18 protein-coding genes and 1 pseudogene are annotated in these 20,217 nt (G+C 71.1%); 10 read left to right on the forward strand and 9 right to left on the reverse strand.

Annotated features, from left to right (window positions below; all coding sequences use genetic code 11):
* Positions 1-80 precede the first annotated feature (80 nt).
* From ACFYM6_RS15150 to ACFYM6_RS15160, 3 genes are read left to right on the forward strand one after another with little or no spacing between them, the layout of a single operon-like run.
* Complete coding sequence (locus ACFYM6_RS15150) at positions 81-1,226, forward strand: ROK family transcriptional regulator (protein ID WP_387275736.1); 1,146 nt, start codon at positions 81-83, stop codon at positions 1,224-1,226.
* A 12-nt stretch (positions 1,227-1,238) separates the two neighbouring features.
* Positions 1,239-2,708 (forward strand): M81 family metallopeptidase, encoded by a 1,470-nt coding sequence (locus ACFYM6_RS15155; protein ID WP_387275738.1) that lies wholly within the window; start codon positions 1,239-1,241, stop codon positions 2,706-2,708.
* A gap of 4 nt (positions 2,709-2,712) precedes the next feature.
* Positions 2,713-3,678 (forward strand): ROK family protein, encoded by a 966-nt coding sequence (locus tag ACFYM6_RS15160; RefSeq protein ID WP_387275740.1) that lies wholly within the window; start codon positions 2,713-2,715, stop codon positions 3,676-3,678.
* Between the two features lie 150 nt (positions 3,679-3,828).
* On the opposite strand, the gene ACFYM6_RS15165 is transcribed toward ACFYM6_RS15160, so the two are convergent.
* On the reverse strand, positions 3,829-4,758 hold the full coding sequence (locus ACFYM6_RS15165) for a LysR family transcriptional regulator (RefSeq protein WP_387275742.1): 930 nt from the start codon (positions 4,756-4,758) through the stop codon (positions 3,829-3,831).
* A gap of 111 nt (positions 4,759-4,869) precedes the next feature.
* Here ACFYM6_RS15165 and ACFYM6_RS15170 point away from each other — a divergent pair, with 111 nt between their 5' ends.
* The 6 genes and pseudogenes from ACFYM6_RS15170 (at position 4,870) to ACFYM6_RS15195 (ending at position 11,044) form a co-directional block, all read left to right on the forward strand.
* On the forward strand, positions 4,870-5,985 hold the full coding sequence (locus tag ACFYM6_RS15170; protein WP_387275744.1) for a diaminopropionate ammonia-lyase: 1,116 nt from the start codon (positions 4,870-4,872) through the stop codon (positions 5,983-5,985).
* A gap of 82 nt (positions 5,986-6,067) precedes the next feature.
* Positions 6,068-7,342: a Zn-dependent hydrolase gene (locus ACFYM6_RS15175; protein WP_387275746.1), complete on the forward strand. Its 1,275-nt coding sequence runs from the start codon at positions 6,068-6,070 to the stop codon at positions 7,340-7,342.
* Positions 7,343-7,739: 397 nt separating this feature from the next.
* A pseudogene (locus tag ACFYM6_RS15180) lies at positions 7,740-7,907 on the forward strand (M20/M25/M40 family metallo-hydrolase); the annotation flags it as partial.
* 59 nt (positions 7,908-7,966) lie between these two features.
* A complete protein-coding gene (locus tag ACFYM6_RS15185) occupies positions 7,967-8,377 on the forward strand; it encodes a peptidase dimerization domain-containing protein (protein WP_387275748.1) in 411 nt (136 codons plus the stop codon).
* Between the two features lie 377 nt (positions 8,378-8,754).
* Positions 8,755-9,231 carry a hypothetical protein gene (locus tag ACFYM6_RS15190; protein WP_387275750.1) on the forward strand — a complete coding sequence of 159 codons (477 nt, stop codon included), beginning with the start codon at positions 8,755-8,757 and terminating at the stop codon, positions 9,229-9,231.
* Position 9,232: 1 nt separating this feature from the next.
* Entirely contained in the window at positions 9,233-11,044 is a 1,812-nt protein-coding gene (locus ACFYM6_RS15195; RefSeq protein WP_387275752.1) for a glycoside hydrolase family 15 protein, read from the forward strand.
* Positions 11,045-11,133: 89 nt separating this feature from the next.
* Here the strand turns inward: ACFYM6_RS15195 and ACFYM6_RS15200 are convergent, their stop codons facing one another.
* From ACFYM6_RS15200 to ACFYM6_RS15225, 6 genes are all read right to left on the reverse strand, one after another.
* A complete protein-coding gene (locus ACFYM6_RS15200; protein WP_387275754.1) occupies positions 11,134-11,598 on the reverse strand; it encodes a hypothetical protein in 465 nt (154 codons plus the stop codon).
* A 219-nt stretch (positions 11,599-11,817) separates the two neighbouring features.
* Complete coding sequence (locus ACFYM6_RS15205) at positions 11,818-12,105, reverse strand: DUF2277 domain-containing protein (protein ID WP_073838320.1); 288 nt, start codon at positions 12,103-12,105, stop codon at positions 11,818-11,820.
* Positions 12,106-12,285: 180 nt separating this feature from the next.
* Positions 12,286-13,146, reverse strand: a complete 861-nt coding sequence (locus ACFYM6_RS15210; protein WP_387275756.1) for an aldo/keto reductase family oxidoreductase — start codon at positions 13,144-13,146, stop codon at positions 12,286-12,288.
* Between the two features lie 145 nt (positions 13,147-13,291).
* Complete coding sequence (locus ACFYM6_RS15215; protein WP_387275758.1) at positions 13,292-13,528, reverse strand: hypothetical protein; 237 nt, start codon at positions 13,526-13,528, stop codon at positions 13,292-13,294.
* Between the two features lie 590 nt (positions 13,529-14,118).
* The gene (locus tag ACFYM6_RS15220; protein WP_387275760.1) at positions 14,119-14,685 is read right to left on the reverse strand and encodes a GNAT family N-acetyltransferase; all 567 of its coding nucleotides are present in this window, start codon (positions 14,683-14,685) and stop codon (positions 14,119-14,121) included.
* 158 nt (positions 14,686-14,843) lie between these two features.
* Entirely contained in the window at positions 14,844-15,530 is a 687-nt protein-coding gene (locus ACFYM6_RS15225; RefSeq protein WP_387275762.1) for an alpha/beta fold hydrolase, read from the reverse strand.
* A gap of 249 nt (positions 15,531-15,779) precedes the next feature.
* On the opposite strand from ACFYM6_RS15225, the gene ACFYM6_RS15230 reads away from it, so the two are divergent.
* On the forward strand, positions 15,780-16,793 hold the full coding sequence (locus ACFYM6_RS15230; protein ID WP_387275764.1) for a helix-turn-helix transcriptional regulator: 1,014 nt from the start codon (positions 15,780-15,782) through the stop codon (positions 16,791-16,793).
* A gap of 279 nt (positions 16,794-17,072) precedes the next feature.
* On the opposite strand, the gene ACFYM6_RS15235 is transcribed toward ACFYM6_RS15230, so the two are convergent.
* Positions 17,073-18,398 carry a phospholipase D-like domain-containing protein gene (locus ACFYM6_RS15235; protein WP_387275766.1) on the reverse strand — a complete coding sequence of 442 codons (1,326 nt, stop codon included), beginning with the start codon at positions 18,396-18,398 and terminating at the stop codon, positions 17,073-17,075.
* Between the two features lie 294 nt (positions 18,399-18,692).
* The gene (locus ACFYM6_RS15240) at positions 18,693-20,201 is read right to left on the reverse strand and encodes a pyridoxal phosphate-dependent decarboxylase family protein (RefSeq protein WP_387275768.1); all 1,509 of its coding nucleotides are present in this window, start codon (positions 20,199-20,201) and stop codon (positions 18,693-18,695) included.
* Positions 20,202-20,217: the final 16 nt, after the last annotated feature.

Consider the following 20,217-nt stretch of genomic DNA (forward strand, 5'->3'; position numbering starts at 1 on the left):
TGGGCTCCGGAGCGCACCGGCCGTGGCACTGCGACACACTGAGGCGGCGCCGGAGGACCGCCCAAACAAGGAGAAGCACCTTGGAACCATCGATCTCCGCCACCCTGCGCGACCAGACCCTCGACCTGCTGGCCAGCGGCGCGGCCACCTCGCGCGCCGACCTCATCGAGGCGTTGCAGGTCGCCCCCTCGACCGTCACCAGCGTGGTACGCCGCCTGCTCGAGGAGGGCGTCATCCTGGAGGAGGGGGTGGGCCGGTCCACCGGGGGACGGCGCCCCCGGATCCTGCGCCTGCGGGAGACCAAGGGGGTCCTCGCCGTCGCCGAGCTGGGCGGCCGGCACGCCCGGGTGGGGTTGTGCGCGCCCGACGGCGGGCTGCGCACCACCGAGGAGGTGGCCCTCGACATCGCCGCCGGGCCCGAAGAGGTGTTCGACGTCGTCGCGGCGACATTCGCGCGGCTCCAGGCGGCGGCCGCGCCGGGCCAGGAGCTGCTCGGGGTCGGCGTCGCCCTACCGGGCCCGGTCGAGTTCCCCGGCGGCCGGCTGGTCGGCCCGGCCCGGATGCCCGGTTGGAGCGGCGTCGACGCCCGGGACCACCTCGCCGCGCGCTTCCAGGTGCCGGTGGCCGTCGACAACGACGCCAAGGCGGCGGCGATCGGCGAGTACGTCACCCGGAGAAACGAGTTCGGCGACATGATCTACGTCAAGGCCGGCACCGGCATCGGTGCCTGTCTGGTCAGCGGCGGACAGGTCTACCGGGGCGGTCGCGGCCTCAGCGGCGATGTCACCCACGTACGCGTGGCGGACAGTGGCGAGCGGGAGTGCTCCTGCGGCAGCCGGGGCTGCCTGGAGACCGTTGCCAGCGGTGCCGCCCTGGCCCGCCAGTTGGCCGAGCAGGGCTCATCGGCGACCACCGTCCGGGACATCATGGCGGCGGTCAGCGACGCCGACCCGACCGTGGTGACCATGGTGCGTCACGCCGGCAGGCTGCTCGGCGTGGCGCTCTCCGGCCTGGTCAACTTCCTCAACCCCGACGCCGTCGTCATCGGCGGCGCGCTGTCCAGCCTCGACGTCTACGTGGCCGCGACCCGGGGGATGCTCTACGAGCGCTGCCTACCGTCCATGACCCAGTCCCTGACCATCGAAGCCAGCGTCGCGGGCCCCGATGCGGCCCTGGTCGGCCTCGGGCACCTGCTGCGCACGACGGCCGACGTACGACCCTCCTGAGGAGCAACACCCGTGCCCCGTCCCCTCCGCATCGCCATCGGCGGCATCCACATCGAATCCAGCACGTTCTCGCCCCACCTCAGCACCGCCCACGACTTCGAGGTCACCCGGGGCGATGCGCTGCTGGCGCGCTACGACTGGCTCTCCCCCGCCGAGCCCTGGGCCGCTGACGTCGAATGGATACCGCTCGTGCACGCCCGGGCCCTGCCCGGCGGGGCGGTGGACCCGGCGACGTACGAGGCCTGGGCCACCGAGCTGGTGGAGCAGCTGGCTGCCGCCGGCCCGGTGGACGGCATGCTGCTGGACATCCACGGTGCGATGAGCGTCGTCGGACGCGACGACGCGGAGGGCGACCTGGTCACCGCCATCCGGTCGGTGCTCGGGCCGGAGCCGTTCGTCTCCGCGGCGATGGACCTGCACGGCAACGTCTCGCAGGTGCTTTTCGATGCCTGCGACCTGCTCACCTGCTATCGCACCGCCCCGCACATCGACGTGTGGGAGACCCGTGAGCGCGCCGCCCGGAACCTGGTCGAGGCGCTGCGCCGGCAGTGGCGCCCGCACAAGGCCCTGGTCCACGTGCCGATCCTGCTGCCGGGCGAGATGACCAGCACCCGCGAGGAGCCGGCCCGGGGGCTCTACGCGAGGATCACCGAGGTCGAGGCCCGGGACGGCATCGTCGACGCCGCGATCTGGATCGGGTTCGCCTGGGCCGACCAGCCGCGCTGCCGGGGCGCGGTCGTCGTCACCGGCACCGACGCCACCGCCACCACCGAGGCGGCCCGCGAGCTCGGCGGGCACTTCTGGGCGGCCCGCGACGACTTCGCCTTCGTCGCCCCCACCGGCTCGATGGACGAGTGCCTCGACAGGGCCCTGGCCGCGATCGCGGATCCGGCCCGGCGACCCTTCTTCATCAGCGACTCGGGCGACAACCCTGGCGCCGGCGGCGCCGACGACGTCACCTTCGCCCTCGACCGGCTGCTGGCCCGCCCCGAGATCCGCGACGGCTCCCGACGCGCCGTGTTCGCCTCGCTGGTCGACCCGCAGGCCGTAGCGCAGATCGCCGACCAGCCGCTCGGCTCGCCGGTGCGGGTGACGGTCGGCGGGCGGATCGACTCCCGGGACCCGGGCCCGCTGCCGCTCGACGGGATCCTTGAGGCGGTCGCCGAGGATCCCGACGGTGGGCGGTGCGCCAGCGTACGGGTCGGCGGGCTGAGCGTCTTCGTCACGTCCCGCCGGATGCAGTACCGCCTGCTGGACTCCTACGCCCGGCTGGGGATCGCGGTCGACGAGATGGATCTCGTCGTGGTGAAGATCGGCTACCTCGAACCCGAACTGTTCGACGCGGCCGGAGACTGGCTGCTCGCGCTGACCCCGGGCGGCGTCGACCAGGACCTCGCGCGGCTGCCGTACCAGCGTGTGGTGCGACCGGTGTTTCCCCTGGACCGCGACTTCACCGCGGACCTCACCGTGGTGACCGGGTGATCGCGTGACGCAGCCCGAAGGCCAGTGCGTCCTCGCCGTCGACGTCGGTGGAACGACCATCAAGGGGGCCGTGGTCGGCGAGGACGGCCAGTTCCGGCACTCGCTGACCGTGCCGTCGCGGGCGGACGACGACCCGGTCAAGGCCGTCCGGTCCCTGTGCCTCCAGCTGCGCGACGACGCGCTCGCCCTCGGCGCCACACCCGCCGCGATCGGCGTGGTCACACCGGGCCTCGTCGACGAGATCGACGGGGTGGTGCGGTACGCCGCCAACATCCGGTTCCGCAATGTGCCGCTACGCGCCCTCATCGGGGACGACCTCGGACTGCCGGTGGCGGTCGGGCACGACGCACGGGCGGCCGGCGTCGCTGAGGCGGTGGCCGGAGCAGCCCGCGGGCTGGACAACTTCCTGCTGCTACCGCTGGGCACCGGCATCGCCGCGGCGGTGGTGGTGCATGGTGCGCCGGTGCCGGGCGCGACCGGCTCGGCCGGCGAGGTCGGCCACATGCCGGTCTACCCCGGCGGGGAGCCGTGCAGTTGCGGGCAGCGGGGATGCCTGGAGGTGTACGCCTCCGCCGGCGGGCTGGCCCGCCGCTATGCCCGGCTCGGCGGAACCTCGGGGTTGGACAGCCGGGGCATCGCCGACGCGGTGGCCACCGATCGGGTGGCCCGCGCCGTCTGGGACGACGCGACCCAGGCTCTGGGGACGGCCCTGGCCACCCTGACCCTGACCCTCGACCCGGCCCGCATCGTTCTCGGCGGTGGGCTCGCCGACGCGGGCGCGCTGTTCTTCGACCCGGTACGCGACGCCCTCCGGGCGGCCCTCGCCTGGCGGACCCCGCCCCCGGTGCTGCGCTCCACCTTCGGTGCCCAGGCCGCACAGGTCGGCGCGGCCGCCATGGCCCGACGGGAGGCCGGCCTGCCCGTTCCTGACGGCTGGGGCGCACCCGAGCTCGTGCCGCCTGTTGCGTGACGGCGGCTGACCGCAACCCGGCGTCGGGGACGCCGGGGGCGACGCCAACGCGGACCGGCTGACACCCGGTCCTGCCCGGGCGGCAGCCGGACCCGCAGCCTCGCCTCGTCCCGCTCCCCGGGGTGTGGCTGCCAAGGGAGCGGACAGCGGTCAGCTCTGCCGCCCGGGTGCCTGACTCGGGCGGAGGGTGACCGCCTGGCGGAGGGCGCGCCGGCACGCCTGGACGGCGGGGTGCCGGCTGCGGCCGCGGCGTACGACGGTGAAGACCCGGCGGGTGCGCTGATCCCGGGGGAGTTGTCGCAGTGTGACCGTTGGGCGTTGTCCGCTCCAGACGAGGTCGGGCAGGAAGGCGGCAGCATGCCCCTGCTCGACGAGGCGAAGGTGCAGCAGGAGGTCGGTGGTTTCAAACCGTACGTCGGGTTCGAAGCCGGCGTTGCGGCACAGGTTCACGGCCCAGTGCCGCGCGGTGGTGCCTTCGGGTTCCATCACCCAGGGGTGGTCCGCGAGTGAGCGCAGCGCCGCCATGGGGCCGTGAGTGTCCGGGCCGTCATCGGGCAGGGCGAGGTGCAGGGGGTCGTCGAGCAGGTCTTCCTGTTCGAGTTCGGCGGGGCGCAGGTTGGGGTTGCCGGGATATTCCTCGGCCACGACCAGGTCGAAGTCGCGGGCCTGCAGGGCGGGTAGGGCCTTTTCGGGTTCCAGCTGAGCGACGTGGACGCGCAGGTGCGGGTGTCGATCGCGCAGCAGGCCGAGCGCAGCCGGGACCAGGGCCAGGGCGGCGGTCTGGAACGAGGCGATGCGCAGTGTCCCGGTCAGCTCGGTCAGGGAGGCGGCGATCTCCGACTCCGCACGCTCCAGGCGTTCAAGAACCGCTTCGGTGTGGGCGACGAGGATCTCGGCTTGCTCGGTCAGCTTCACCCGCCGCCCGACCGGTTCCAGCAATCGGACGCCGACCTCTGCTTCCAACTGGGAGAGCTGCTGGGAGACGGAGGAGGGGGCGTAGGACAGGGCGGCGGCGACCGCGGCCAGCGTGCCGCGATGCTTGAGTTCGCGCAGCAGGCGCAGGCGATGCAGGTCGAACATGGACGCTCTCCTCGCCGTCGCGCAGCAACCCGAAACGGTCGGTTTTCTCGATGAGTATAGGTCGGAAACATTCGCTGGACCGATCATAGGAGTCCGTCGCACCCTGGAGCTGTGACCGAGAATGTCTCCTCCCCCGTGCTGATGCCGTGGCTTGCGCGGCCCGGCGCCCGCGCCTGGAGGTGCACACCCGCACCTGCCGAGGTGCGGAGCTTCCACACCACCCTGCCCGACTACTCGCCCACGCCGCTGACCGAACTCCCGCCGCTGGCAACGGAGCTGGGGGTGGGCCGCGTCTTCGTCAAGGACGAGTCGTGCCGGCTGGGGCTGCCCGCGTTCAAGGCGCTCGGTTCGTCCTGGGCGGTTCACCGCGTACTCTCCACGCGGGCCGTGAGCGGTGACGAACCGGTCACCCTGGTGACCGCCACCGATGGCAACCACGGCCGGGCGGTGGCCCGCACGGCGCGCCTGCTCGGACACCACGCCCACGCGTTCGTGCCGCACGGTGTGCATCCGCAGGCGGTGGCGGCCATCGTCGCCGAGCAGGCGGAGGTGACCGAGGTCGCCGGGCCGTACGACGAGGCCGTCCGCCTGGCGGCGGAGGCCGCTGCCGCGCCGGCGGCGGTCCTGGTCCAGGACACCGCCTGGCCGGGCTATGAGCAGATCCCGGGCTGGATTGTCGAGGGCTACTCCACGCTCTGCGTCGAGATCGACGAGCAGCTGACCGCCGAGGGAATCGTCGCGGGGCCTGACCTCGTCGCGGTACCGGTGGGCGTCGGGTCGCTGGCCCAGGCCGTCATCACCCACTACCGCAGCCGCCCGTCCGGACGGGCGCCCGCGCTGTTGTCGGTGGAGCCGGCGGCCGCCGCCTGCGTCCTGGAAAGCCTCACCCACGGCGCACCGGTCAGCGTCACCACCGGCGACACCACGATGGCCGGGCTCAACTGCGGCACCCCGTCCAGCATCGCCTGGCCCTACCTGCACAGCGGGCTGGACGCCGCCGTCGCCATCCCCGACGCCGACAGCGCCCGCGCGGCCGTTGACCTCGCCGCTCTCGGTGTCTACGCGGGCCCCTGCGGGGCGGCAGCGCTCGCCGGCCTACGTGCGGTGCTCACCGGCGTGGGGGCCGGAGAACGCCGAACGGCACTGGGACTCGATTCGGCCTCGGTGGTCGTGCTGTTGAGCACCGAGGGCCCGGCCGCCAACCCGCACTCCACGCTCGATCACTGATCATCCGCAGCCCGCGACCGCGACCGGCTGACCCGCTCGCCCCCCAACTCCACCGTCACCGACAGCTCCTGGGAGACAGACCTTGACGAGCCTCACCCCCAGCAAGATCACCGTCAACGGCGAGCGCCTGTGGCAGTCGCTGATGGACCTCGCCGAGATCGGCGCGTACCACGACGAGCGCACCGGCCTGCGCGGCGTCAACCGCCTCGCCCTGACCGACGCCGACGCGGCCGGCCGCCGCCAGGTGATCGCCTGGATGGAACAGGCCGGCTTGGCCGTCCGCATCGACCAGATGGGCAACATCTACGGCCGCCGCGAGGGCACCGACCCCACCGCGGCCCCCGTGCTGACCGGCTCACACATCGACAGCGTCGCCACCGCCGGCGCCTTCGACGGCTGTCTCGGCGTCCTGGGCGGCATCGAAGTCATCCGCATCCTCAACGAACGCGGCATCACCACCCGCCGCCCCATCGAGGTCGGCATCTTCACCGAGGAGGAGGGCGTCCGCTTCGGCACCGCCATGCTCGGCAGCGCCGTCGCCGCCGGTCGCCTGACAGTGGAGTACGCCCACGCGCTGACGGACCGCGACGGCCGCACCCTCGGCGGTGAGCTCGCCCGCACGGGCTTCGACGGCCCCGTCGAGGTACGCCTCGTCGCGCCGCACGCCTACGTCGAATGCCACATCGAACAGGGCCCCGTCCTCGCCGAGCACGGCGTCGAGATCGGCGTCGTCACCGGCGTCCAGGGCATCTCCTGGCAGGAGATCACCATCCACGGTCGCGCCGCCCACGCCGGCACCACCCCCACCCACCTGCGCGCCGACGCCGGGCTCGCCGCTGCCCAGATCATCGTCCACCTGCGGTCCCTGGTCGACTCCGGCGACTACGGCGACCTGCGGGCCACCGTCGGCCATCTCATCGTCCACCCGGACCTGACCAACATCGTCCCGGCCCGCGCCGAGATGACCGTGGACCTGCGCAACCCCGACGACGCCCAGATGGCCCGCGCCGAGGAGGCCCTGGCCGCGTTCCTGCACGACCTGGAGGGCAGCCAGCCGGGCCTGTCGCGGACCACCCGGCGAATGGCCAGGACCGCCTACGTCCCGTTCGACGACGGGGTGCAGAAGGTCATCGCGCAGGCCGCCGACGACCACGATCTGGCGCACGTCTCCCTGCTCTCCGGCGCCGGGCACGACGCCCAGGAGATCGCCGCGCTCTGCCCCAGCGCCATGATCTTCGTCCGCGGCGAGTACGACGGCATCAGCCACAACCCCCGGGAATACTCCACCCCCGAGGCCTGCACCCACGGCATCGACGTCCTGGCCACCACTCTCTTGCGCCTCGCCAACCAAGGCTGACCGTCCGCCACCCCGGCAACGACCCGAGCAGTGCGCAGCTCGTCCGGGAAGAGCCGCCGGACGCTTTCCGCCTCCCTCCGGACCTGCAGGTCCGAGCGCCCGTCCGGAACCTGATGACCATGGAAGGTCCCCGATGCTCTTCGAGACTCCCACCACTCCCGCAGCCCCCGATGCCCTGGACCCGGATGATGATCCCGGCCGCCTGCTGGCCAGGCTGATCGCCATCAACTCCGTCAATCCTGACCTCGTCCCCGGTGGCGCCGGCGAGACCGAGATCGCCGACTTCTGCGGCGCATGGCTGGACGCTCGCGGCTTCGAGGTGCATCGACTCGAGAAGCGCCCCGGCCGGCCCTCGCTCGTCGCGATCGCCCGCGGCACCGGCGGCGGCCGGTCACTCATGCTCAACGGCCATCTGGACACGGTGGGCGCGGCCGACTACGACGGCGACCCGTTCGACCCGCAGATTCGCGACGGCCAGATGTTCGGCCGCGGCGCCTTCGACATGAAGGGCGGCCTCGCGGCCATGATGGTCGCCGTGGCCCGCGCCGCCCGCGGTCCACTGCGCGGTGACGTCATGCTCCCTGCGTCGCCGACGAAGAACACGGCAGTTCCGGCACCGAGGAGGTGCTGGAGTCCGTCACCGCCGACGCGGCGATCGTCACTGAGCCGAGCCAGCTCGAAGTCACGCTCGCCCACAAGGGCTTCGTCTGGTTCGAGGTGGAGATCGAGGGCCGCGCCGCCCACGGTTCGCGGCCCGAATTCGGCATCGACGCCATCGCCAAAGCCGGACACTTCCTGGTCGCGCTGGAGGAACTGGGCCAGCGCCTCATGGCGGGCCCGGCACACCCCCTCCTGGGCACCGGCACCGTGCACGCCTCCGTCATCCAGGGCGGCGAGGAGGCCTCCACCTACCCGGCGCACTGCCGCATCACCCTGGAGCGCCGCACCGTCCCGGGCGAGAGTCCCGACCGCGTCGAGCGCGAACTGACCGCCGTGCTCGGCCTCACCAGCACCATCGCCGACTTCTGCTCCTGAGCCGTCGACAGACCCGGCTGCGCATCCCAGGTGTATCTCCGCAAGCGGGCCGGTGTCACAGGTGCGGTGGCTTATGGTGAAAAGCCGGAATGGCCACTGTAGTCGCAGCTGCGGGCGACGCGGGCGTCCCGATCAAGTCAGTAGAACCTTTCACGTTGTCCAGCCGAAGGGTGGACCGATGACTGCGAGGCCGTCGCCGAGCCGGGTGCCTGCGGCGCGCAGCCGCTGCTCGGCACTTCAGACCCGGCCATCTGCGCGGCCGACCGGTGCCGGCGTCGCCATGACCGACGCCGGGCGACCCGGCATCGCCAGCGCTGGTGCCGCCCACGTCGGCAGGCTCGTCGGGCGGAACGCCCGCGGCGTCGACCCCTGCTGAGATGGACTGGGCCGGATGGGCGTTGTTCGGGCTGGTCGCCACCACGGCGCTCACCGCGGCGCTGATCACCGCTCAACTCGCCGGCCTCACTCGCCTCGACCTTCCCCTGGTGCTCGGGACCCTCGTCACCGAGGATCCCGACCGGGCCCGGGTCGCCGGGTTCTTCATCCACCTCTGTGCCGGCCAGGGCTTCGCCCTCGGCTACGCGGCCACGTTCGCCCTGTTGCACCGCGCCACCTGGTGGATCGGCGCGCTGCTCGGGCTGCTCCACGTCGGGATCGCACTGACGGTGCTCCTGCCGCTGCTTCCGGGTGTCCACCCACGCATGGCCTCGCAGCGGGCCGGCCTGGCCAGCACCGCGGTGCTGGAGCCACCCGGGCTGTTCGCTCTCAACTACGGCATCCAGACTCCCGCGGTCACGGCTGTCGTCCACGTCATGTTCGGCATCGTCCTCGGACTGCTCCTCAAGGCCGATTGACGTGACGAGCCCTCCGCCCTCGGCGCCGATCAGCGACTATGGCCTGCTGGGCGACACCCGCACCGCCGCCCTCGTCGCCAGTGACGGCCGACTCGACTGGCTCTGCGTGCCCCGCTTCGACGGTGAGCCCCTGTTCGGCCGGCTGGTCGGGGGCCCGGAGGCGGGCACGTTCCGGGTCGGGCCGGCCCGGCCGGCCGCGGTCGTCGAACGGCGCTACCGGCAGAACACCGCCACCCTGGAGACGACCTGGGCGGTCGGCAACGCTCGCCTCACCCTCACCGAGGGCATGGTGGCCGAGATCAGAGGCCACCTGCTGCCCACGACACTGATCGTGCGGCGCCTGTCGGCCGAGGTGGAAACGGTCGACGCCGTCGTCGAGTTCGATCCCCGCCTCGGCGTACGGCACCGCCGGCCACGAGTCCACCAGCGGCGCCAAGCCCTGGTGTGTGAGTGGGGGTCGCTGGCGGTCTCGCTGGGCAGTGCACCCAGGCTCACCATCGAACCGGGTCGGCCCGCGTCGATCACGGTCGGGCCAGGCCGTCCGGTCACGATCGTGCTGGCCGTGGCCCACCGCGAACCTCTGATCCACGTCGAGCCGGCAGCGGCCTGGGAACTGCTCGTCGAGGACGAGAACCGATGGCGGGCCTGGACCGCCGAAATCGACGAATCGCTGCCTTTCCGAGAACACGTCGCACGAAGCCTGCTGATCCTGCGGCTGTTGACCTACTCGCCCTCGCAAGCCCCGGTGGCCGCACCCACGACGTCACTGCCCGAGGATCCCGGCGGGGTACGGAACTGGGACTACCGCTACGTCTGGCCCCGTGACGCCAGCATCGGCGTCAGTGCGTTCCTCAGCGTCGGCAAGCCCGAGGAGGCTCACGGTTTCCTCGCCTGGTTGCTGCACGCCAGCCGACTGCAGCGGCCACGCCTGCCGGCACTGCTCACCCTTCATGGCCGCCACGTACCGACGGAACGGGAAGTACCGGGCTGGCCCGGCTATCTCGGCAGCGCCCCGGTGCGGGTCGGTAACGGTGCCGCCGGCCAACACCAACTCGACGGCTACGGCTGGGTGATCGACGCCGCCTGGGCGTTCGCGCAGGCCGGGCACCTCCTCTACCCGGAGACGTGGCGGGCGGTGCGCGGCTTCGCCGACCTCGTCGCCCGGTGCTGGCAGGACCCCGACGCCGGGATCTGGGAGGTCCGCTCGCCCGCCCATCACGTGCATTCCAAGCTGATGGGCTGGCTCGCCCTGGACCGGGCACTGCGCATCGCCGACACCCACCCGCTGCCAGAGCGCCAACGTCGACGCTGGCAGACGGCACGAGATGCCGTCGCCGCCGAGGTCCGGACGCACGGCTTCGACCCGACGATGGGCAGCTATGTCCGCAACTACGGCTCCCAGGACCTCGACGCGGCCCTGCTCGTCCTGCCGCTGCTGGACATGGACAGCGTCGACTCGCCCCGTGTGCGGGGCACCATCGAGGCCATTCGGGACCGGCTCTCCGCCGGCGGTCCGCTCCTCTACCGCTACCCGCCGGGGCGTGACGGCTTCCCCGGCACCGAGGGCGCGTTCCTGCCGTGCTCATTCTGGCTCGTTCAGGCCCTCGCCCGTACCGGACGCCGCCTCGAGGCGGAGGAACTGTTCCAGACCATGCTCCACCACGCCAGCCCACTCGGCCTCTACGCCGAGGAGTTGGACCCCGCGACCGGCGCCCACCTCGGCAACTACCCCCAGACGCTGACCCACGCGGCGCTCGTCCAGGCCGCACTGGCAATTCGAGACGCCCCCGCAAATGTGCCTGGATCCGGCTGACCGCTGGAAACGCCCTTCGCCAGCGCGAGACCAGAGCGACTACGTCCGCGACTCCTCCGATGAGGCGGCGAGCGGCTCGATAGCACGAGTCACAGGCAGCACCAGCAGTACAGGTCCTCGCCCGCGTCTCGCGCACGCCGGGCAAGGGCGGCGACCTCCTCGATGACGGGCAACATCTCGTCCTCAGGCAACGGGCCGCTCCACGCCAGCTCTTCGATCCGGCCCCATCGCGCCGACAACTCACGCACTTGCCCGGCGTTGATCGAGGCCAGGGCGTCCCGCGTGGCGCCGTCGAGGGACATCAGCCACGGTCCTTCCTGGTCGTCCGCGCTCCACAGCAGGTTGAGATCGACCAGATTCACCTCCCAGTCGACGCCTCGAACGAAGCTCACGAGCTTGCCGAGGGTCACTGCCGGCTCGATGCCCTTGAGGTCAATCGCATCGACAGCTGCGCCGTCTCCGCTGACGGCGGCCGGCCCGCCACCGAGATCCTCCATCATTCGGACAGCCGCAGCGTCATCCTTTGCCCGGAAGTAGTCATACAGCACGCCCATGGCGAGCACTCCACCACAGGGGTGCGACATTGCTCGAACACCCACTTCGCGGCTCATCAAAATGCCGGCGCACCGCCAGCGTGCTGCGGTGGCCGCGCCCGGAGTGTGGACAGGTGGACGGCCCGATCTTCGGCGTCGTCCGCGGGCTTCGGCTGCCTTGGCTGTACCGATGGCGGCCGGACCAGATTGACGCTGACCCTGATCCGCCCGCCCTGGCGGTCAGCCCGAGGCCGTCGCTCGAACCCCGTACCGTTCAGCCGCGCGCGCCTTGGCCTTCGCGGCCTCCACCTCGCGGTCGCGGGGAGGCGCCTTCGTCACGAGGCTGTCCAGCAGGGTCCGGGTGGCCGCCGTGACAGCGCGGACCGCCTCGTCGAACGCCTCCTCGTTGGCCGCGGACGGCCGCGTCGCGCCGCTGACCTTGCGCACGTACTGGATGGCGGCCGCCTCGATCTCGTCATCGGTCGCAGGTGGCTCAAAGTTGTGGAGCACTCGAATGTTCCGGCACATGCCTCCACGATGCCACGGCCTTGGCCACCGCGAGCCTCCCTGGGGCTTCGTTTCGGGTCCGCGTCGCTGTGCGGCTACTGCCTGAGCTGCCGCGCTGGCCGAAGGAAATCGCCAGCTGGCTCGCGGTGATCTCGCACAGCGCGGCGTTGACCGAGATCAACGCGGTGGCGCCGCTGAGTGTCAACCTATCCTGTCGAGTTCGGTCGACGCGTCCTCGGGAAGGGCCAGCGCGGCAGCGGAGACGTTTTCGCGCAGGTGCGCGACGGATGAGGTGCCGGGGATGAGCAGGATGTTCGGGGAGCGCTTGAGCAGCCAAGCCAGCGCGACGGCCATCGGTGTGGCGCCGAGGCGGGCGGCGACAGCGTTCAGTTCCTCGGACTGCAGTGGGGAGAAGCCGCCGAGCGGGAAGTAAGGCACGTAGGCGATGCCCTGCGCGGCTAGGGAGCCGATCACGTCGTCGTCGTCCCGGTTTGCGATGTTGTAGTAGTTCTGCACGCACACGACCGGCGCGATGGACTGTGCCTCGGCGAGCTGTTCGTAGTTGACGGTGCTGAGACCGAGATGCTTGATCAGGCCCTCCTGCTGCAGCTGCGCGAGGACCGTGAACGGCTCGGTGATGGAGCCGGGCGTGGGCCGGTCGAACCCGCCGACGCGCAGGTTGACGACGTCGAGCACGTCGAGCCCGAGGTGGTCCAGGTTGTCGTGCACGGCTTGGCGCAGCTGCTCGGGAGCGAGCGCCCGGGGCCAGTTTCCCTCGGCGTCACGCAATGATCCGACCTTCGTCACGATGTGCAGATCGTCCGGGTATGGGTGCAAAGCTTCCCTGATGATCTCGTTGGTGACGTACGGGCCGTAGAAGTCGGCGGTGTCGATGTGGTTGATGCCCAGCTCGACGGCCTCGCGCAGCACGGCCACGGCCGCGTCGCGGTCGGCCGGCGGGCCGAAGACGTGCGGGCCGGCCAACTGCATCGCGCCGTACCCCATCCGGGCGACCGTCAGATCCCCCAGCGTGAACGTCCCGCCGGGACGCGTCGATGTCACGAGAAATCCCTCTCCATGTGGTCGTAAATCCGTGAGCTTCCCGCCGACGCCGCCACCAAACCGCGGCGGAGTCAGCCGGCGATGGCGGCGCTAAAGCACACTGCCCGGCCACCTGTTGGCTGCGCCCGACTGGGCCGCACGGAGATCAGCAGCTGTTCTGATCTGACCCCGATGACGCGCTGAGCTGCAACCGCTCGCGGAGTCGCCGCGCTTCGCGGCCGCGGTACGCCCGCAGGATGCCTTCGAGCGTGTCGCGTACGTCCGGATCGGGATGATCGGCCAGGTACGCCAGCTCCTCGGCACCGCCGCGCCGGCCGCGGCCCAGTTCGCCGAGCACGTCGATGATCTCGTCGGCGGTGGTCGCCGCCCGCAGCCGCGTCATCAGCTCGCTCTTCGGCCTGGGCGGCTCGTCGTAGGGGAAACCGGCGGCGCAGGTTGGCCACCTTGTGCCCTCCGCGCGGCAGACAGGCGGGACACGGGCAGGGCCGCCGGCCGTGGGCTGCCGGCAGGTACCGCCAACCGACTCCCTGCGGAACATCACGGATCCGGCGCACCTCGGCGGCGACGATCGCGCGGGGCACGAACACCTCGTAGCCGCGCGGATCGTCGAGCTCGCGCACCCCCGCGACCGCCTGTGCGGCGGTGGCCTGGCGCGGTTGGGCAGAGTACCGCCCGACGGTGACCGGCTCGTCGTCGGGCAGCCTCAGCTGCACCGCGACCAGCACGCCCGAGTGCCAACGCCGCAGCTCGCGCACCCATTGGTAGGTGAGAGTGAACGACGGCAGCACCGGCATGCAGTACACGCCCTGTCCGCCGGCCCGCCCGGGGCTGCGCGCGGCGATCCCCGAGCGCGCGATGCGTCGAGCCGATTGCGCCGTGGTGATGTGCACGAACTCCGCCATCAATGGGGATGGTAGCCGGCCGGCGGCGGTGATGATCACGAGTTTTCGATCGCGCCACGGAAGCGGATCTTCACACCGCATCGACCACCCTGCTCACGACCCATGCGTGCTTACCAACCTGCCGGCCGCGGGTGAATCCGAACTGCTCGAACAGTTCGAAGGTCGCGCTGAACAGGAAACGGCCTGGCGCCTCACGGCCGGTGGTCACCTCGGAGATGGCCTCGACGAGGCCGCCGCCGGCATGGGCGATGTGGTCGAGGGCGCCTTCCAGCGCCGCGCGGGCGATGCCTTGCCGGCGATGTTTCTTGTCGACGTAGAAGCAGGTGATCCGCCAGTCCGGGCGAGGCGGTGCATCCTTGTCGTATTCGCGCCTGTGCTTGATGCCCGGTAGTTCCTCGGGGCTGCCGTACTGGCACCACCCCTGCGCGGTGCCGTCCTCGTCGAGGACGAGCGCGGCATGAGCCCGGCCAGTCCGGACCCGGTCCTCCTTGGCCGCGCGGTAGCTGATCCCTCGCTGGCCGCACTCCGGGTGGTAGCCAATGCACCAGCATCCACCGAAGATGCCGTTGTTGCGCTCGACAAGCTCCGCGAATGCGTCCCACGTCGTGGCATCCAGGGGTCGGATCGTGTATGACATCGGGTGGATCCTTTCGCGCGTCACATCGTCCCGGCTCGCGACCTGAACGCCCACAACCGCTTGCCGCTTGGTCGGTCGATGCACTGCCATGACTTCGAGAAACGTGGCCAAAGCCGGCAGCAGGGCACGTCAGGTGTCCAGCCGCCGCGCCGCGGCGGTCAGACCTCGGCAGCCGCTGCGGCAAGGAGCCGGGCGAGTTCGACCGGCCTGGTCACCATGGGCCAATGGCCGGAGTCGATGTCGACGAAGTCGAGGTGCTTGGCCTTCGCGAGCTCGGGCGCGTCACCGGCCTCGATCCACTCCTTGGCTTGGGCAGGGGTGAACTCGGGGCACACGAGCACGACCGGGACGTCGAACCGCCGCTCGTCGGCCAACCGCACGACGCCCTTGGCCACCCCCTCGGGGACCGGAATCGCCGCGGACGCGATGGCTCGCCTGGCCTCCTCGTCGAGGTCCGCAGAGTCTGGACCCTCGAATGGACCCCAGCCGGGGAAGGGCATGACGCCATCCTTCAGCTCGAAGAAGTTCGCATAGGCCTCCCCGTCGGTGGACGGGAAGCCCCCGATGAGGACGACATTGGCGACCTGTGCCGGTCGCGCGTCAGCGGCCAGCCAAGCCAGGGTGCAGGCGGCGGAATGCCCCACCACCATCGGCTTTCCCGATGCCAAGTCCACGGCGGCGACGACCGCTGCCACCTGGTCGTCGAGCGTCGCGGACGCGGACCCGTCACCCTGGCCGGGGAGGGTGAGCGGTACGGGGCGATGGCCGAGTGACTCGAGTGCGGACACGACGTCGTCCCAGACGGATCCGTCGAGCCACAGGCCAGCGGCGAGCAGGATCTCCATGATCAGTTCCCTTCTTCCAGTGCGGTCAGATCACGTTTCGGCATAGCGCCGGTGCTCCCACTCCTCGGTGAGGAGGATGCGGAGACATTCCTTGCCGGGAAAGCGGTCAAACCGGGGCCATCCCGGCTCGATGCAAGCAACCTCCGCGGCGCATTCGGCAGCGGTTGAAACTCGGTCACGGACGTCACGCTAGGGCCAGTTCCGGACGATCCACTTCCGGTTCATCTCGTGATTTCCTAGCCTGCTCGTGTGCCGACCGATCCCAGCCCCACCGCAAGAGCACTACGTGCCCTCGAGATCCTCCAGACCCGCCCCGGCACGACCGCCGACCAACTCGCCGAGAGGCTGGGTGTCACGGAGCGCGCCGCGCGCCGGTACGTCGGGATCCTCCGGGAGGCGGGCATCCCCGTCGAGTCGGCCCGGGGCCCTCACGGCGGGTACCGGCTCCGGCGCGGGGCGCGGCTGCCCCCGGTGATCTTCACGCAGGCCGAGGCACTTGGTCTGGTCATGGCGGTGCTCGACGGCCAGCCGGCCGCCGCCGACGTCGACGACCTCGTAGGTTCTGCCCTCAGCAAGGTCATCCAGGCCCTGCCCGAGAGCGTCGGCCGGCAAGCGGCCGCGCTGCGGCAGCATGCGTCAGCGGCGCCCGACCGGTACTCGGCCCGTCCAGACCCCGCCACCACCAGCGCACTCGTCGCTGCCGTCGCGGCCCGACGCCGCGTGCTGGTCACGTATCGGAGCGAGACCGGCAACCAGTGGGACGCCGAGGTGGACCCCTGGGCAGTCGTCGTCCGCCACGGGCGCTGGTACCTGCTGTGTCATTCCCATCGGGTGGACGCGATCCGCACCTACCGCGTCGACCGGGTCCGCGCGGTCCAGCAGACCACGCGCGAGTTCGAGCCGCCCGACGACCTCGACCCGGTCGCCGCACTGGAGGAGAACCTGGGCATGGGGTGGGAGTTCCCCACCCACATGGTGTTCGACGCTCCGCTGGCTGAGGTGGCCCCGTGGATCCGGCCTCCCATGGGACGGCTTGAACCGTCAGGAGACGGGTGCGTGCTCGTCGGCAGCACGAGCAATCCGGTGATGTATGCCCAGGAGTGGTTGGCGAGTGTGCCGTTCGCCTTCCGCGTCGTTGGCGGACAAGAGCTCCGTGCCGCGATCGCGACGCTCGCGACGCGTTTCGCTGCCGCCCTGGCGGACGGTCCCTCGACAGCGATGTCGGAGGATACGACCACCACTGATCGATATCGAGTGCCATGAAGCTGAGAATCGCTCTTGCGTTAGCCGCACTCGCCACCCTGCTCTACACCGTCGGCGCACCATACAACCACGGCGGCTGACCCGGCTCGAGAACGAGACGCCGTCAGCTTGACGTCCACATGCACCACGTCGAAGATCACGCCCGAAGGCGCCGACCGACAGCGCCGTCCGGGGAACGATCAGCGGTCAGCGGCGCCAGGGCCGACCGCGGACGGTCGGCCCTGGCGCGGCGGTGCCGGCGGAGTGGGCATCAGGGCTTCAGCCGCCGGCCCGTCGTGTTCAGGCGGTGGGTTCGTCGTCGGCGTCGCTCGGCGTCAAGGCGACGCCCGCCGGCGGGTTGTAGACCCAGCAGGTGCTGTGGTGGGACTCGAACCGCCGCTGGAACGGCGTGGCGAGCGGGTGGTTACGCAGCGCCAGGATGTTCTCGTCGTTCTGCCGCAGCGCCCGGTACGTCAGGTTGTGGCTGCCCAGGTAGAGCGTCGACTGGGCACCCTGACGGATGATCATGAACTTCTCGTGCATCGGGATGCCCTGCTGTTCGCCCTTCTCGTTCTCCGTGTAGCCGCAGAGGTGGACGGGCATGGCCCTGGCGAGGTCCACCAGCGCGGGCATGGGTGTGCCCTTGTCGTGCGGGGCGCCGGACTTGGCGCCGGTGACGATCCGGACCTGGCACCCGCGCTTGCGTGCGGCGATGAGTTCGTTCACCACGGCCCGGCGCTGGATCCGGAAGTTCGCCAGGTCGACCTTGGTCGAACTGGAGCAGGTGAGGCCCTTGAGAATGCGTACGACCGGGTCGTTGCTCCCGCTGCGCGGGGTGCTGCCGGCGGCCTCCCGGCGGGGGAAGGTGTAGAGGCGGTGTGCGCCGGCGGCGTAGGTCCGGCCCGCGTTGTCGTCGCTCGCCCCTGACCTGCCGTGCGCCATCAGGTCGTTGAAGTACCGCAGGTAGTCCGCGTACAGGCCGGCGTGGCTGATGGTGATGGCATCCTCGTACGCCGCGTAGTAGTCGAGGTTGGCCGACGAGACGTAGAGGACGTTGCTCGCCGTTCCACCTCCCGCCAGCCGCACGCTGGAGATCGTCATGAACTTGTCGTGCAGCAGCGGCGGGTTGTTCAACGGGGACCCCGTACGGTTGGTCATGCAGCCGCGGGTCGACTGCTTGTCGGGGCGCCTCGTGCCACACTCCACGACCGTTATCGACGGAGTCGCCTTGAGGGCCTGGTAGAAGGCGTCCCCGGCCCAGACCTGGCTGCCGTTGATGACGATGCGTACCCGCACCCCACGCGCTGCGGCGGCCTTGAGCGCGTCGAGGACCTCCTGACGGTTGAAGAAGTAGAGGGTGAGCGAGAGGTTCGCCCCGGTCGGCGTCGCGTTGATGAGCCGGGCCACGTGGGCGCCGACCCCCTTGTGCATGTCGGGGAATTCCTGCTTGCTGTTGAACCAGGCGTAGTTGTAGACCTCGCCGGCGGCGATGGGGACCACTGCCGCCGCGGCGGGAGCGGCCGCCTCGGCGGCGGTTCCCGCCGCGACCGGCGCCGCCGGCAGCGAGACCGCCGTCAGCACGGCGGCGGCCATGGCGAGGCCGCGCAGATACGGTTTTCTGGTCATGCGGCACTCAACTCCCTCGTCCGGGCCATGCACGATGTCGATTGCACGGTGATCAGTCCTTCCCCGTGATCCAGGGGTCGCGGCGGGCAGGACCTGCCACCGGGACCCGGTCACTTCGCCGCCGGCAACGGCCGTGAACATTGACTGACTTCGAATGTGCCGGCGGGTGGTGGAAGCACTGTGGAAGGAGCGTGAAAACGTGCGGGAGTCGCCGGCACGATCGGTGATCTGCGCGGCGGCACCGGAGGCCTCGGCGAGAGTGGCGACCCGTCGCCGGCAACTCCGGTCGATTCGTCAGCGTGTCTCCTCGATCACCTGCTCGGCAGCGCGGCGTACGTCGTCGAGCAGGATCTCCATGTCGCGGCGGGTGGTGCGGTAGTTGAGCACGCAGCCGCGCAGCGCGAAGCGGCCGTTGATGGTCGCGTTGGACAGGTATGAGCTGCCGGCCTGCTGCAGCGCCACCATGATCCGTTCGTTGAGGCGGTCGAGTTCCTCCTCGTCTGCCTCGGACCGTGGGCCGGCGGGTTCGGTGCGCGGCAGGTAGCGGAAGCAGAAGATGGAGAGCTCGACCGGGGCGAGCAGCTCGAAGTCGGCGCTGGCGTCGACAAGGTCGGCCAGGTGGCGGGCGCAGTCGAGGTTGCCCTCGATCGCGTCGCCGACAGCTCGCGAACCGGCGTGCGCCAGCGCCATCCAGACCTTGAGCGCCCGGAATCGCCGGGACAGGTCGGGTCCGTAGTCCCAGAAGGCGAAGGCCTCGGCGGGCTCGGTCTGCATGACGCGGATGAAGTCGGCGTCCAGGCTGAAGGCGGGCCGCGCCCCCTCGGGGTCGCGGTAGATGAGGCAGCCGCAGTCGGCGGGTAGGTAGAGCCACTTGTGCGGGTCGAGGGCAATCGAGTCGGCCTCCGACATGCCGTCGAAGAGCGGACGGGCCGAGGGAGCGAGCCGCGCGAATCCGCCATAGCACGCGTCGACGTGCATCCACAGCCGGTACTGCCGGGCGATCGCCGCGATCTCGGCGAGCGGGTCGACCGCGCCGGTGACCACGGTGCCGGCGTTCGCCACCACGCAGAGCGGTTCCGCTCCGGCGGCCCGGTCCTCCTCGATGGCGCGGACCAGGGCGTCGACGTCCATCCGGAAGCGGGCGTCCACCGGGATCTCGCGGACGTTCGCGCGGCCGATGCCGAGCAGCGCGGCGGCCTTGTGGATCGAGTGGTGGGTCTCGGTGGAGGTGTAGACGCGCAGCGGCGCGGGGTGGGCGGCCGCGCCGTGGGTGGCGACCGCCTCGCCGCAGTGCCGGTGTCGTGCGGCGGCGAGCGCGGTGAAGTTGGCCATCGAGCCGCCGCTCATGAACAGGCCCCCGGCGCCCGGGTCGCAGCCCAGGACCTCCTTGATCCAGTCGATGGCCACGTGCTCCAGCTCGACCGGAGCCGGTGCCGACCGCCACGCGGTGAGGTTCGGGTTCAGCGCCGACGCGAGGAGGTCGGCCACCGCGGCGACCGCGGTGCCCGGTGCCGAGACGTACCCGAAAAAGCGGGGATGCCCGTTGTGCCGGCTGCCGGGGACGACCACCTCACGGAAGACGGTGAGCAGGTCGGTGAAGTCCCGACCCTCGACGGGCAGCGGCTCGGCGAGCAGCTCCTTCAATGCGGCGGCGGAGGTGCGCGGGGCGATGGGCAGGTCCCGGATCGAGTCGTGGTGGGCGGCGATCCACTCGACGGCGCGCTCACCCATGTCCCGGATCTGCTCCGCCGAGGGGTCCAGGGCGGAGTCGACGCCGCGCCTGTCCGGTGAGATCGAAGTCATGGGCTGGAGAATAGTG

It is taken from the genome of Micromonospora sp. NPDC006431 (assembly GCF_042870725.1).
GTDB lineage: Bacteria > Actinomycetota > Actinomycetes > Mycobacteriales > Micromonosporaceae > Micromonospora.

What these genes read in the sequence shown, in the direction of transcription:
- ACFYM6_RS15165 (WP_387275742.1), bottom strand. Translation starts at nt 4,758, where the DNA reads ATGTTCGACCTGCATCGCCTGCGCCTGCTGCGCGAACTCAAGCATCGC.
- ACFYM6_RS15190 (WP_387275750.1), top strand. Translation starts at nt 8,755, where the DNA reads ATGGACTGGGCCGGATGGGCGTTGTTCGGGCTGGTCGCCACCACGGCG.
- ACFYM6_RS15200 (WP_387275754.1), bottom strand. Translation starts at nt 11,598, where the DNA reads ATGGGCGTGCTGTATGACTACTTCCGGGCAAAGGATGACGCTGCGGCT.
- ACFYM6_RS15205 (WP_073838320.1), bottom strand. Translation starts at nt 12,105, where the DNA reads ATGTGCCGGAACATTCGAGTGCTCCACAACTTTGAGCCACCTGCGACC.
- ACFYM6_RS15215 (WP_387275758.1), bottom strand. Translation starts at nt 13,528, where the DNA reads ATGACGCGGCTGCGGGCGGCGACCACCGCCGACGAGATCATCGACGTG.
- ACFYM6_RS15220 (WP_387275760.1), bottom strand. Translation starts at nt 14,685, where the DNA reads ATGTCATACACGATCCGACCCCTGGATGCCACGACGTGGGACGCATTC.
- ACFYM6_RS15225 (WP_387275762.1), bottom strand. Translation starts at nt 15,530, where the DNA reads ATGGAGATCCTGCTCGCCGCTGGCCTGTGGCTCGACGGATCCGTCTGG.
- ACFYM6_RS15235 (WP_387275766.1), bottom strand. Translation starts at nt 18,398, where the DNA reads ATGACCAGAAAACCGTATCTGCGCGGCCTCGCCATGGCCGCCGCCGTG.
- ACFYM6_RS15240 (WP_387275768.1), bottom strand. Translation starts at nt 20,201, where the DNA reads ATGACTTCGATCTCACCGGACAGGCGCGGCGTCGACTCCGCCCTGGAC.